We start from the raw sequence: 13735 nt of genomic DNA, 5'->3' as shown, positions 1-13735 counted from the left end.
ACGCAATATAGGTTACTCAATCTCAACATCTAAAACGCCGTGCTTAACCGCCAGTAACGCAAGCTCTACATCGCTGTTGATTTCGAGTTTATCGAATATGCGGTAGCGGTAACTGTTGACCGTTTTTGGGCTGACGTTAAATGTGTTGGCTATCGCCTGAGGCTTTTGTCCATTGGCAATCATCAACGCGGTTTGAAGCTCCCGTTCGGACAGTTTTTCAAACGGTGTGCTTACGTCTTTTGCATAACTCTTTAAAGCCATTTGCTGAGCAATATTATTGCTCATGTAATGCTTGCCCGAGTATACCGAACGAATGGCGTTGACCATTTCATCAAGATGCGTGCCCTTGGTGATATAACCATAAGCACCCGCCTGCATCAATCGACTGGGATACATACTGTCGTCTAACGCAGTCACTGCAATAACCTTGAGCTGATCATGGGCATTGAGCAATTTTTTCGTTGCTTCTAACCCGCCTATGCCAGGCATTTTCACATCCATTAACACAACATCTGGCTTTAACTCACGCGCTAGGATAACGGCTTTCTCGCCGCTTTCCGCTTCACCAACAACGTCAAAACCGTCGATGTCACCTAGCATCCTAACAAAGCCAGTTCGCACTAGATCGTGGTCGTCTACCACTAATATTTTAATCACTTAATTGACCCCAGAACGCAAAGGTTATGTAACCCAGAAACCTGATTTCGACCAGAGAGCCATCCATCTAACGACACCTTAAAGTTTCTCAAAATGTCCAGCCTAACTAGGTTACATCGAGAAATTTATAGAGTCTATTTTTCAGGTTAATTTAGTTGTTATGTTTTCCAATATAACGTGTTTGGCTATTAAAACTGTATAAATCAGAGACGATTTAAACGCTTTATTTTGAACCGTTTTCATAATTAAAACTATGAGTTTCTAATTTTAGAAATTGGTTGCATTGGTATAGTTTTATCTTCGAAGGCAACCAACTTATTTTAAACGTCTTCAATACAAATCTTTGTTCAAGAAAATGAATCGTAACAATCGGAACAACATTTTGAATAAACATGTTTATAAGTTTTTATTTTATTCATTCAATCATCATTTAGTTCAATTATTCAAAATTAATTACCCTGAATAATTAAGCGAAACGTTAAATTAATTCGAGCACTAACGGATTCCTTTGTCTTCGGAATTTTATGCAACCAATATTTTTGTGTTGGTCCCGACATAACTAAAAGCGAACCGGGCTCAAGTATTAATTCTATTTTAGCGAGATCCCTTCGAGTTCGATGACGCATTAAAAATTTTCTTGGGGCTCCCAAACTTAACGAAGCAATGGTAGGAAACTTTCCAAGCTCGTCTTCATCATCTGCGTGCCAATCTACACTGTCGGAACCATCGCGATAAAGGTTCGCCAGCACACTGTTGAACTTACATGCTGTATCCGACTGAATGTCATCACGCAGCTGTTCGAGTTCATCAGTCCATGGGTTAATCGGCAAGTCGACGCCAGAATAACCGTAGCGAGCGTATTGATCACCGTACCAAGCATTCAGTCGCGGAGTTAAAACTTTTCTTCCCGCAATTGTGATAACAGACTGGTCCCAATTTAAATGTTCCAGCGCTTTGACAAGCTGGTCATGCCGATTCGAACTTAACCAATTGGGCCAATATCTAAGCTCGGCATCAGGACAGTCAATCGTTTGCCAACCACCAAATAATTCACTTTGCATTGTTGTAATCGAACGTAGTAGCCAATGATACGGCGGCTCTCACCGATTTAGATAACATACGCAATTATCACTTATACAAACTGAATAAAAAAACTAAAAAACAAAACTTTTATCTATTAGTACTTTAGTTAGTTAGCATACTCTTATACTAACTTCGCAAATAGCTGTCACACCTGACTAATATAAATATTTTCTAAGTAAAAGAAAAATTCAAAACTTTTATTAAATTGAATCATGTAAAAGGTACAAATTAAAAATAATAGTGATAATAGACAAATAAATATCTCAACTGACCATTACATTATTGGTCAATATTAAAAGTAAATCCGGATTAATAGAACACTATTATATAAAAACAGGCTCAGGTTCTAACTCAACACCAAATTTGTCGCGAATATCATCTTGGAGTCGATGCGTAAATGCGACAACATCTTCACCAGATGCGTCACCAAAGTTGACCATCACTAACGCCTGTTTCTCGTGCATTCCAACTGGGCCAATACCACGCCCCTTCCAACCGGCACGATCGAGCAGCCAACCAGCGGCCAACTTAATCTGACCGTCAGGCATTGGATACCAGACGATATCGTCAAATTCTTTCTGAATTGCTGCAAATTGACTCTCTGAAACGATCGGGTTTTTAAAAAAACTGCCGGCATTGGGAAGAAGAGATGGATCAGGAAGCTTCGACCGACGGATGAAGCAGATGCGATCGTATATCTCTTTTGAAGCCAAGGTGTTTTGATCTCTGTCCAGAAAACAATCCTTTAACCCGGGATAATTCAGAACACAGTGATTTTCTTTAAAAAGTTCGAGTGTTATTTCTAAAATAATGTACCGATTTTTCCAATCGTGCTTAAAACGACTATCACGATAGGAAAAACGACATTCTTGGTTTGTTATCGTTTTTATTGCCAAACTATCGACATCAAGGACTTTAATTTCGATTAATCGATCTTTTATCTCAACACCGTAAGCCCCTATGTTTTGCACAGGCGCTGCTCCTACCGAACCTGGAATAAGAGCAAGATTTTCTATTCCAAAAAAACCATTGCTTACGGTATCGGAAACCAATTTTTGCCAAGACTCGCCACCCGCCGCACTGACAAAATGCCGCTCACCCTCAGAAAAAAAATGAACTCCAGAGAGCTTATTAACAATAACTGGGCGCTCGGTATCGGCGGTAAAAATGGTATTACTGCCCCCACCCAGGAGTATAAAATCTTTTTCGCGCAACAATACGATAAGCTTTTTTAACGCCTCAACCGAAGCGAATTCATGAATTTCAGGCGTTTTAGCGTCGATTGCGAAGGTATTGTAAGGCTTCAAAGACTGCGCGGCTTGTGATTTTTGATTCATCTTTTTTATCAGAAAAGTTATTTCGAGCGTTCTGCAATATGGGTTATCAAGCCTTGGCTCGCGTCTTCAATTAAATCCAAAACATACTCAAAACCTGACTCACCACCGTAATAAGGATCGGGAACCTCTCGCTCATTCGAGTGGCCAAATTCCAAAAATAAGCCTAAATGCCCATTAAAGTTTGCATGCTCACTCATCTGTTTTAGATCAGATAAATTCGCCTGATCCATTGCCAAGATATAATCAAATTTAGAAAAATCCTCTTGGCTAACTTGTCGGCCACGAAGCACCGACAAATCATAACCTCTTTTTCTACCGGCAGCCTGGGCTCTGGAATCTGGCGCTTTACCAACGTGCCAACCGCCGGTGCCGGCAGAATCAATAGAAAGCTCCAGGGAAGAATTTTCGTTGTGTCGATAATCTTCTAGCAATTTAGTAAATACGGCTTCTGCCGTAGGAGATCGACAAATATTGCCAAGGCATACAAAAAGTACGGATACGCTCACGTTTAACACGCCACCTAAGAAAAGATTTAAAAATTATTATTAAATATACTAATCAGACGTATAAATTTAACCGTCTGAGTTAGATTAAGACAAATATTTTCGAATAGAATCTAAATCCTGCTGGGTATCAATTCCCCCTGGAACAGCAAGACACGCTTGTTCGACATGCATCTTCTCACCGTTGTGCAAAATTCTTAATTGCTCTAAACACTCTGTACTTTCAAGAGGTGCCATTGGCCACTGGACAAATTTTTTCAATAAAGACACTCGGTAGGCATAAATTCCAATATGTCTCAGTAACGTAATATTTTGTCTCAATTCTTGAAACACTTTTTCCGAATCTTCCTGAGCGAATGAATCAACAGGGAACTTAGAAAATGCGTCTCTCGGCCAAGGAATTGGGGCGCGGCTGAAATAAGAGGCAATACCTTCGGCGTCACAAACAACTTTAACAACGTTAGGGTTTAAAAATACATCCAACGCTTCGATTTCTTCTGCCAACGTTGCCGAAGAAGCACCACTTTGGAACATATTCTTTGCAACTTGATCGATTACTTCTGGCGGAATTAAGGGTTCATCACCCTGAACATTGACGACAACATCGGAATCGCCCAAACCTAATCGCTCTGCGGTTTCCTGCAATCGATCCGTTCCGGATGGATGATGCTCTTGTGTCATAACCACATCGCCGCCAAACGATTTTACGCAATCAAAAATCCGTTGATCATCCGTTGCCACATAAACCGAAATCGCCGAACTTTTTTTTGCTTGTTCGTAAACGCGCTGAATCATGGGTTTGCCCAAAATATCGAGCAACGGTTTTCCAGGTAATCGGGTTGAAGAATATCGAGCAGGGATTATTACGGAGAAATTAGACATAAATAAAAACGGCGTGGTTATAAAAGGACGGATTCTAAAGACTATTAACTAACATTCATTGGGTAACTGATATCACCTAAGACTCAGAGAACTCGCGTTCATATTTATTAATCTTCGCATCCATTGACTGGATCGACCGATCAAATAAATAACATTCGCTCGCACCCTATTGGGCTAAAAGTTTACCTCAAGATAAACGGAATTACTCTTCGATTCTTGTGCATTGTACAGTTCTTATTCTATTTATTAACTGCTTGGTAAATTCGGGGTCGAGATCGGCTTTCACTTTTAGAAAATACCAATCGGATTGAAAAAACGATCCACATTTAACCGCATCTTTTTCGGTCATCACTAATGGCCGAGTATTACTGGAAAAATCCGCTTGCGTGTAATTGTAATGATCGGGAAAGGATTGCGCATCAAATGCAACATTCAAAGACTTAAGCGTTGCAAAAAATCGTTGCGGGTTACCGATGCCAGCAATAGCGAGATAAGACTGATCTCTTGGCAATTCATCCAGAGCAATGCCGGATTCAAGGTTTGTAGACGGCTTAAACAGCTCCCCCACGGATTGCCAATACGCTGGGGAAATTTCGAATGAAAAATGCGGGTGATTCGCTAAACCATCAACACTTTTCTTGCCGTTGGTTAAAATAAAATCGACTGAATCCAACCGAGCTAAGGGCTCTCGCAACGGTCCTACCGGTAAACAATGCCCATTGCCGAAACCTCGGCTTGAATCGACAACCAGTAACTCAATATCTCTGGCCATGGCATAGTGCTGTAAACCGTCGTCACTGAGCACGACATCCACATCGTGATTTTGACACAAAGCCGTCACAGCTTGCGCTCGCTGAGGATCAACGACCACAGGAACACCGCTAGAAAGCGCGAGCATTTTAGCTTCATCGCCGCTTTCGCTCGTATCAGTTGATGGCAAAACTTCCAGCGGATAGTTGTCGGAAGCACCACCGTAACCACGAGAAACGATACCTACTGAAAAGCCCTCGCGTTGAAGCGACTGGCATAGCGATAAAATTAAGGGGGTTTTGCCCGTTCCGCCTACCGTAATGTTGCCAACGACGATAACAACAGGGCCCGTTTTCGGCGTGTGATGATCGGAACTTCGTTTTTTGATATGGCGTTTTATCAGTGGCTCAACGGGGAGAAATGCATACGTCCATTTGCTGCGGCCGTACCAACTGGCATTAACCGCTCGCTCAATAAGCATCTTAAAAGACATATCAATCAGCTATCGGAAGATTCACTGACTGGCGCTTTCGTTGTGATACTCAAATGGATAAAACCTAACTGCCCAGCAACGTCCATCGCAGTAACCACCGCTTGGTGCGGTGTATTAGCGTCGGCGGTAATGAGTAGCGGTCTTTCTGTATCGCCCTCGGAAGTTTCTGTGAGCGCTCGTTTAAGCGTCGCTAATTTTTGATTGACCAACGTATTACCGTTGATGGAATAGCTGCCATCTTTACCAATCAATATCTCAATGGTTTGCGGCTGCTCAACAGCAGCATTGGCCGTCGCCTCCGGCAAATCTACGGTCAGATGAGTTTCTTTGGTAAAAGTGGTGGATACCATGAAAAATATTAACAGCAAGAAGACCACATCAATGAGTGGTGTTAGGTTGATGCTGTCTTCCCCTTCGTTTTGGCGTCGAAACTTCACGTGATTACCTAATGACTAGACAACTTTAACATCAACTTTACGATCGCCATGAATGGCATCGACTAACTTTACGGCTTCTTGTTCCATCGTCACCACAAGGGTGTCGATTCGGCGTTGATAGAATCGATGCGCCATCATTGCAGGAATAGCCACACAAAGCCCGGCCGCGGTAGTAATAAGGGCTTCCGAAATTCCGCCAGCCAGCGCGCCTGCATTACCAGTGCCCTGAACCATAATTGCGGTAAAGACATTGATCATACCGATGACCGTTCCCAACAGACCGAGCAAAGGCGCAACAGCAGCAATAGTGCCGAGTATGCCTAAATATCTTTCCATGTCGTGGATGACTTGATTGGCAGCTTCTTCGATGCTGTCTTTCATCACGTCACGACCATGACGGGAATTACTGATACCAGCGGCTAATATTGCCCCCAAGGCTGAATTTTGTTTTAGACGTTTTAGAGATTCAGCATTCATCTGCTTTTTTTGGAGCCCGCCCCAAACTTCACCCAATAAATGCTTGGGCGCAATTTTCTCAGGGGTTAATGTCCAGTATCTTTCTAAGACAATTCCGACAACGGCTAACGAACACAAAATTATTGGCAACATTAGCCAACCACCAGCGGCAATTATTTCAAACACGTCAAATAGGCTCCTAACCAAAAACTGAGCTAAAGTCAGAACATCTCAAAATAACAAAACTGCCAATTGAATTTCAGTGATACGAACGTATAAATTCGTCAAAATATGTTGAGAAAACAGTCAATTGGCAAAACAAACATGCTTACGGCGAACGACTTTAGCACACGCTTTGGCTTGAGCCCACGCCTATTCTGATGAATGCCAAAAACGGCGATGATTTTTGCGACTTGCGTATATTTGCCAGCCAAGATCCTTATCAATCGACAGTCGAATTGCTCCGTGATGGGCGGTATTCCAAATTTTTGTCTGTGGTAGATATTTATTAATTCTGGCAGCCACATCCTCGGACGGATGGCGGTAGCGATTGCGATAGCCTGCACTAAAAACAATATGCTCGGGCTGGGTGGCTAACAAAAACCGTAAACTGGAAGACGATTTACTGCCGTGATGTGGCGCAATAAGAACATCGATATCAGGAACACCCTTGCGTACCAATTCCCACTCAACGGCTTTACTGATATCACCCGCATGCATGAGTGTTAAATTCGGTGCACGAATCAGCAAAACACAAGATTTGTCATTCGAGGGAATATCAAGATTAAAGCGTTGTTCGGCAGGAGGCCAAATCACTTCAAAAGCCACGGAATAATCACTCTCAGAATTGGACCACAACCAAGACTGACCACGCTCACAAAAATCTGCCGGAATATCAATTCGACTCGGCTCGCCCGAGACAGTGTTACGAATGTCGAACTGCTCCGCTAAAGCAATTAATCCCGACGAGTGGTCACTGTCTCCGTGACTCAACATTAAATAGTCGATGGTTCGCGTGTTGGACTGTATAAGATAAGGCGCAATGACCTGCTCCGCCCGAGAATAGTCACGCCCCAAAGGTGGGCCCGTATCGTAAACCAACGTGTTATTTCCTACGCGCACCAAAGAAGCCGTGCCCTGGCCGACATCAAAAAGTAAAAACTCAAACTTTGATTCATTCTTGCTTGAGCCAAAAAGCACAATAAAAACAGAACCTATAAGAAGACATTTCAACCAAGGTGAGGTCAACGGTATTAACGCGACCATTAGTGATGCAATCGCCAAACCCCAGTGCCAAGCAGAAATATCCAGCACAGCGATGTTTAGAAATCCGTCTGTGTAGAGACCAGGCAACCAATCGTTTAATTGGCCAAAGAGTGTTTGAGAAACGCCCAATCCCTGCCAAAAACCAGCCATAAGCCAAACGAGGATTTCGACAAATACATCTGTCACTGCAAAATTATCTGCCGCTACGCCCAACAAACTGGTGACCAACACCCAGGGAACAACAACAAAACTCACATAAGGAATGGCAACGGTGTTGGTCACGAGTGACGACAAACTTAGGCCCTGAGTGGTTACACCCAATGGCAGAGCCATAAATAAGAAAATCGTAACCTGTAGCCTTAGAAATTTGGCGAAATTTGATCCTACATGATAGCTGTGTAGGCTACTGAGAATAATCGCTACCACACCAAACGACAGCCAAAACCCTGAGCTGTGTGCCGCAAGCGGGTTCAACAACAAACAAATCAACATGGATAACCAGTAGCCAAGCCAAACCTGCTGGTAGCGCCCTGTCGCCAAGAGTAAATTAGCCATCGTGACCATCACAAACGCGCGCTGGGTTGGCAAACTAAAGCCAGCAAGCAGAACGTAACCCAAACAGATAACAACGGAGATCATCGGCGCCAGCCAAACCGGGTAAATTCCGGTTTTCCAGCCAATTAGCTTTGCGCAAACGTGACCTAAAAAATACGCGAGAGCCGCGATAATCCCAACATGTAACCCCGAAATGACCACCAAATGCAGGGTTCCCGTCGATTGAAGAAGCTGCCATTGCTCATCGGTAATTCCAGATTTCTCGCCAATCGACAAGGCAACTACGGAACCAACCAACTGCGGATCGTGTATGTGCGATTGGAAAAATTCATTAATCTGCCAACGCAATCGATCAACCCAATTGCCCTCTGAACGGTGGTTGATTGCCAAAACATCAACAACATAACCGGTGGCAATATAATTGTGACTCAACAGCCATTGTTGAAAATCGTAGCCACCGGGATTGATGTTTCCCCGAGGTCGTCGCAAACGCACAGAAAGGCATAGCTGATTGCTCGGTGATAAGTTCGATAGAATCTCTTTGAACACTCTTTTTTGACTGTCATCGGCGTACAAACTCGACCAAGACAAACGAATCTTCCCTTCAACCGGCAAAGCATCCGTTGTTTCGCATTGGTTATCATTGACTTTGATACGGGTATCCATATCGAAGGTCACTTTTACCTCTTCACCACTGCGTTCGTGCTTCGCGAAACCGGAAACTGCGCCTGCCAACGTGATTGTTTTAAGCTCAAAGGACGTAGGTAATTGTTGTGAAATCAGTCGACCAGCCAAAACAATCATCAAGATTGTGCCGAGCCCAAATGCCAATGAAACCCTAATTACTAAAGAAGGTCGAACAACCGTTAGAAATCGCTGCGATGGGACAAACCGGGTAGCGTAACCCACTGCTACAACCACAATTGCTGTCACTATTATTGTCACTAGTGTCGCTGTCAGTGACGGCAGTTGAGGTAAATAGCTGGTGAAAACCATCCCAAACACGAGACAGATTAAGAAAATTAGCACGCGATTAATGTTGAGTATCAATTATGAATATTAATACTTGGAATTTTAACCGCGCTCGTATTGTGAATTGGATGCTCAAAAAGAAAGTATTTATTCAACATTAAATATTTCTGAAATAAACCAAAGTCTAATATTTCCGCGACGGTTAGGCTGCCAATGTGCAAAATACGATGGTTGCCTGAAAAATGATGTCAGTTTCAAATAAACGTTCAAATATGATTATCAACAGTAGAGCGTCATATTTTTTCAGTGCATAATACGCGCCCCTGTTATAGCCAAGATTTTACAAATGGCGAAGAAAATTTTAAAACGCTGGATGCCTGACCCCGCCAAAATCAAAGCTATTCCTGGCTTTTCTTTTCTGGGTGATATTCTCCACGACCCCAACTTATTTCATTTGAATCGGCATTCTGTATCGGTTGGATTTTTTGTCGGTTTATTTTGCGCCCTGCTGCCGTTTCCTGGTCAACTCTTTGTCGGCGCTGTACTAGCGGTAATTTTGCGTTGTAACTTGCCAATAAGCATCGCACTTATTTGGTTAAGTAATCCACTGACGTTCGGCCCCATATTTTTTGTCACTTACAATATCGGCACTTGGATATTAGGTTCACCCGTACACGAATTCCAATTGGAAATGAGCTGGCGCTGGATTACAGAAGAAGTAGGAAAAATTTGGGCGCCACTGTTTGTTGGATCTATTTTAAGCGGTTTAGTGTTGGGCACTCTGGGTTATTTTTCTATGCAGCTTTTTTGGCGCTGGCATGTAATTCGGAACTGGGAACGCAGAAAAAAAGAGCGTTCCAAACAGGAAAGTTAATCGTATCTCAAAGCTTCTGCGGGTTGAATTTTGCTCGCTTTCCAGGCCGGATAAATAGACGCAAGAAAACTGAGCACCAAAGCAACAATGGCAATAAATACAATATCTTGCCAACGGTTATCAATCGGTAAATCACTGACTGGATAAATGTCTGAACGCAGTATATCTGTACCACTCAACTGCTCAATTGCCACCAACAAATGCGGAGCCACCCAACTCAACCCCAAACCAACCAACACGCCGATGCCTGTTCCGAGTAACCCCACCACACTGCCTTGAACCATAAAAATTCGCAGAATGTCGCCAGGGCTTGCCCCCATCGTAAGTAAAATTGCAATATCGCCTTGTTTTTCAACCACGGCTAATACCAATGTCGAAACAACGTTAAATACTGCGATACCAATAATTAACACCAACAGCAGAGAAACTAAACTCGACGACATTTGAACGGCGTGATACAGATTGCCGTGCGTACGAGTCCAATCGCTGGTGTAATAACCGTAAGGTAATTGGCGAGAGATCCCTGAAACCACCCAAGGCGCATCAAAAAGATCGTACAAACGCAATCGAATGCCGGTTACGGTGCCTGGAATAGTGGTGAGTTTCGAAGCCTGATTGAGCGACATCACGCCGAGCTTATGATCAAGCTCGGTGCCAGTTTCGAGCAAGGCAATGATCTTTAGCTGAACCACGCCCGCAGCTTTGGCCCGGCCATTAGGCTTTGGCGCAATAAAAGAAACAGTATCGCCGACCGCGACCGATAACTTCTCCGCAAGTCCTTTTCCCAGCACGAACGAGTTAGGTTCTTGACCTAAACGTTGCAGCGTTTCAAAGTGAAGATAATCTGTGATGTGGGATACATCGGCCTCCAGCACAGGATCAACTCCGTACACCAACGCGGGAATCACAGTTTTACCGCGGCTGATCATTCCCTCTAGATGAACAAAAGGAGCTGCTGCTTCCACCCTCTCATAACCGGGAAGCGCACTGATGCGCTCGATTTCCTGCGGCCAATTCTCGATACCGTCGCGATGAAACAGCGAAGCCTGTGGTACAACAGACAGTATCTTGGTGCGCAAATCACGATCAAATCCGTTCATAATTGCCACCACTACCACTAACATGGCAACGCCTAACACCAAACCAACCGTGGATATGCCAGAGATAAAACTGACCAGCTGACTGTTGTTATTGGAACCGCCAAATCGGCGTCCGACAAACCAGGCCAAGCGAGCAGAAGTAGTGGGTTTTATGGAATTCATTAAAAACTGCAATCCAGAACACAACGATTAATTTGAGTGGGCATAACTTTTAAACGAGCACGGTTAATGGTGCAGCGGATCTTGGTGATGCAATTGACCGTCAGCCAAATACAGAACTCGATCTTGCTCCAGCGCCAACGATTCATCATGAGTAACCACAATAAAGCTTGTTCCTAACTCGCTATTCAGCTCTTCCATCAGTTTTTGAATCGATTCTGCTGTTTTTCTATCGAGGTTTCCGGTGGGCTCATCCATAAGCACACACGCAGGCTGCGCGACTAACGCTCGAGCAATTGCCACTCGCTGGCGCTCGCCCCCAGACAATTCCGAAGGTTTATGATTGAGACGCTCAGACAAACCCACTCGCTTCAATAACTGAGCAGCACGGTCCGATGCTTCAGATTTCGAGTGCTTGCCAATAATCAGCGGCATAATCACGTTTTCTAACGCGGTAAACTCAGGTAACAGGTGGTGAAATTGATACACAAAACCCAGGGAACGATTTCTCAGTAAGCCTCGAGATTTTTCGTTCAGATCGGCAAAATTATTGCCCAATAACACCACCTCTCCTCGCGATGGCAAATCCAGCCCACCCAATAAATTCAATAAAGTTGACTTACCGGCACCGGAAGAGCCGACAATCGCTACTGATTCGCCTTTGTCAATTGAGAAGTTAACATCAGACAAGACTTCAATCGCCTGAGGACCATTGGAATACACTTTTGACAAATGAGAGCAAGTAAGAACAGACGCCGACGAGCCTGAATTATCTTGAGTCTGGCTTCCCTTATCGGAAGCGGATTGAGATGTCTTCAAAATATTAACCTTACATTACGCCCACAAGTTTAAGTATTTCCAGCCCATTGATTATTGAGTTTTTATCGCGCTCTAAAAACTACATTCCGAAAATCATTCATACCTCAGCGCTTCGGCCGGTTGAATTTTAGATGCCTGATAAGCCGGATAAAGCGTTGCTACGATAGACATCAATAATCCAGATACCGACACAATCACAACATCATCCCACATAAGAACAGACGGTAACTTAGACACAAAATAAACGTTGGGATCAAACACTTGTGAGTGTGTTACACCTTCCACAAACTGCACAATATCGCCAATAAAGTAGGCGCACAAACTTCCGAATACCGCGCCTATAGTAATCCCGATAATACCTACTGCTGTACCTTGTGTAACAAAAATGGCCATTACTTCTTTCGAGCTCAAACCCAGTGTTCTTAACACGGCAATATCTGAGCGCTTATCGGAAACCATCAACACTAAACTGGTAATAATATTAAAAGCAGCAACCGCAACAATAATCATCAAAAGACTGCCGACGACTATTTTTTCCATTTTCACCGCCTGAAATAAACCGCCTTGGGTTTTACTCCAGTCTAAGACCTCAAGATCACCACGTTGAACATCAGACAAGGAGGACTGCACGTCTTGTAACGTACGATTGGCCGTGTACAAATCAGTTGTCGCGATTCTTAAACCTTCGGCTGCTGCGGGAAAACGGAATAATTTTTTGGCATCGTCTATATGCACCAGTGCGAGCGATTGATCTTGCTGAGCGCCTATTTCAAAGACGCCAACAACAGTCATTCGTTTTTGGCGAGGAAAAATACCGGCCGGAGTCACATTCACTTGGGGGAGAACTAATGTGACTTTATCACCCGTGCTGACACCCAAATAACGAGCAAGCAATCGACCGACAACAATTCCGTAATCTCCCGACGTAAGATTATCCAACTGTCCAACCAACATTTTGTCGGCAACGGAAGACACAACACGCTCTTGTTCTGGAAGAACGCCTTGAACCTCAACACCTTGTATACCAAAGCTTCGATTCAATAAACCGTACCCTTGAATATAGGGTGCCGAGCCAATAACGGAAGGATGTTGATTCACCACCGCTTGCACGTCTTGCCAATTGCTGATGCCTTGATCAGAGCGAACAAAACCGTGGGGGACGACACTGAGGATTCGTTGCTTTATCTCTCTGTCGAAGCCATTCATAACAGACAAAACAACAATTAATGCAAATACGCCAAACGCCATTCCCAATAAAGAAAATGAACTGATGAAAGAAATAAATTGATTACGACGTTTTGCGCGCAGGTATCGAAGACCAATAAACGACGATACTGGAAAAGAAAGCAATGTCATTTACTGAGTAATACCTTAGTTTGTTCGATAGCGGGT

13 protein-coding genes are annotated in these 13735 nt (G+C 43.7%); 1 reads left to right on the top strand and 12 read right to left on the bottom strand.

Annotation, left to right across the window (positions count from 1 at the left end; translation table 11 throughout):
* Positions 1–12: 12 nt before the first annotated feature.
* From uvrY to LU361_RS13005, 9 genes are all read right to left on the bottom strand, one after another.
* Positions 13–657, bottom strand: coding sequence for a UvrY/SirA/GacA family response regulator transcription factor (uvrY, locus tag LU361_RS13045; RefSeq protein ID WP_233089271.1), 645 nt, complete (start codon positions 655–657; stop codon positions 13–15).
* A 449-nt stretch (positions 658–1106) separates the two neighbouring features.
* A complete protein-coding gene (locus tag LU361_RS13040; protein WP_233089270.1) occupies positions 1107–1718 on the bottom strand; it encodes an alpha-ketoglutarate-dependent dioxygenase AlkB family protein in 612 nt (203 codons plus the stop codon).
* A gap of 345 nt (positions 1719–2063) precedes the next feature.
* The gene (gene murB / locus LU361_RS13035; protein ID WP_233089269.1) at positions 2064–3077 is read right to left on the bottom strand and encodes a UDP-N-acetylmuramate dehydrogenase; all 1014 of its coding nucleotides are present in this window, start codon (positions 3075–3077) and stop codon (positions 2064–2066) included.
* A gap of 17 nt (positions 3078–3094) precedes the next feature.
* Positions 3095–3583, bottom strand: coding sequence for a low molecular weight protein-tyrosine-phosphatase (locus LU361_RS13030; protein ID WP_233089268.1), 489 nt, complete (start codon positions 3581–3583; stop codon positions 3095–3097).
* 84 nt (positions 3584–3667) lie between these two features.
* Entirely contained in the window at positions 3668–4462 is a 795-nt protein-coding gene (kdsB, locus tag LU361_RS13025; protein ID WP_233089267.1) for a 3-deoxy-manno-octulosonate cytidylyltransferase, read from the bottom strand.
* Positions 4463–4664: 202 nt separating this feature from the next.
* Positions 4665–5705, bottom strand: coding sequence for a tetraacyldisaccharide 4'-kinase (gene lpxK / locus LU361_RS13020; protein ID WP_233089266.1), 1041 nt, complete (start codon positions 5703–5705; stop codon positions 4665–4667).
* Positions 5706–5710: 5 nt separating this feature from the next.
* Complete coding sequence (locus LU361_RS13015; RefSeq protein ID WP_233089265.1) at positions 5711–6142, bottom strand: ExbD/TolR family protein; 432 nt, start codon at positions 6140–6142, stop codon at positions 5711–5713.
* A gap of 15 nt (positions 6143–6157) precedes the next feature.
* Positions 6158–6784, bottom strand: coding sequence for a MotA/TolQ/ExbB proton channel family protein (locus tag LU361_RS13010; RefSeq protein WP_233089264.1), 627 nt, complete (start codon positions 6782–6784; stop codon positions 6158–6160).
* Between the two features lie 186 nt (positions 6785–6970).
* Positions 6971–9364 (bottom strand): DNA internalization-related competence protein ComEC/Rec2, encoded by a 2394-nt coding sequence (locus LU361_RS13005; RefSeq protein WP_233089263.1) that lies wholly within the window; start codon positions 9362–9364, stop codon positions 6971–6973.
* 373 nt (positions 9365–9737) lie between these two features.
* Here LU361_RS13005 and LU361_RS13000 point away from each other — a divergent pair, with 373 nt between their 5' ends.
* Positions 9738–10265, top strand: a complete 528-nt coding sequence (locus LU361_RS13000; protein ID WP_233089262.1) for a DUF2062 domain-containing protein — start codon at positions 9738–9740, stop codon at positions 10263–10265.
* On the opposite strand, the gene LU361_RS12995 is transcribed toward LU361_RS13000, so the two are convergent.
* The 3 genes from LU361_RS12995 to LU361_RS12985 form a co-directional block, all read right to left on the bottom strand.
* Complete coding sequence (locus tag LU361_RS12995) at positions 10262–11527, bottom strand: lipoprotein-releasing ABC transporter permease subunit (RefSeq protein ID WP_233089261.1); 1266 nt, start codon at positions 11525–11527, stop codon at positions 10262–10264. The genes LU361_RS13000 and LU361_RS12995 overlap by 4 nt on opposite strands.
* Before the next feature lie 63 nt (positions 11528–11590).
* Positions 11591–12343: a lipoprotein-releasing ABC transporter ATP-binding protein LolD gene (gene lolD, locus LU361_RS12990; protein ID WP_286206477.1), complete on the bottom strand. Its 753-nt coding sequence runs from the start codon at positions 12341–12343 to the stop codon at positions 11591–11593.
* Between the two features lie 93 nt (positions 12344–12436).
* Positions 12437–13699, bottom strand: a complete 1263-nt coding sequence (locus tag LU361_RS12985) for a lipoprotein-releasing ABC transporter permease subunit (RefSeq protein ID WP_233089260.1) — start codon at positions 13697–13699, stop codon at positions 12437–12439.
* Positions 13700–13735 lie beyond the last annotated feature (36 nt).

The organism is Sessilibacter corallicola (genome assembly GCF_021290925.1).
GTDB classification, from domain to species: Bacteria; Pseudomonadota; Gammaproteobacteria; order Pseudomonadales; family Cellvibrionaceae; genus Sessilibacter; species Sessilibacter corallicola.
This window is presented reverse-complemented; position numbering and strand designations above follow the sequence as displayed.

Coding starts and splice junctions, on each gene's coding strand:
- LU361_RS13040 (WP_233089270.1), bottom strand. CDS start 1,718: ATGCAAAGTGAATTATTTGGTGGTTGGCAAACGATTGACTGTCCTGAT.
- murB (WP_233089269.1), bottom strand. CDS start 3,077: ATGAATCAAAAATCACAAGCCGCGCAGTCTTTGAAGCCTTACAATACC.
- kdsB (WP_233089267.1), bottom strand. CDS start 4,462: ATGTCTAATTTCTCCGTAATAATCCCTGCTCGATATTCTTCAACCCGA.
- lpxK (WP_233089266.1), bottom strand. CDS start 5,705: ATGTCTTTTAAGATGCTTATTGAGCGAGCGGTTAATGCCAGTTGGTAC.
- LU361_RS13000 (WP_233089262.1), top strand. CDS start 9,738: ATGGCGAAGAAAATTTTAAAACGCTGGATGCCTGACCCCGCCAAAATC.
- LU361_RS12995 (WP_233089261.1), bottom strand. CDS start 11,527: ATGAATTCCATAAAACCCACTACTTCTGCTCGCTTGGCCTGGTTTGTC.
- LU361_RS12985 (WP_233089260.1), bottom strand. CDS start 13,699: ATGACATTGCTTTCTTTTCCAGTATCGTCGTTTATTGGTCTTCGATAC.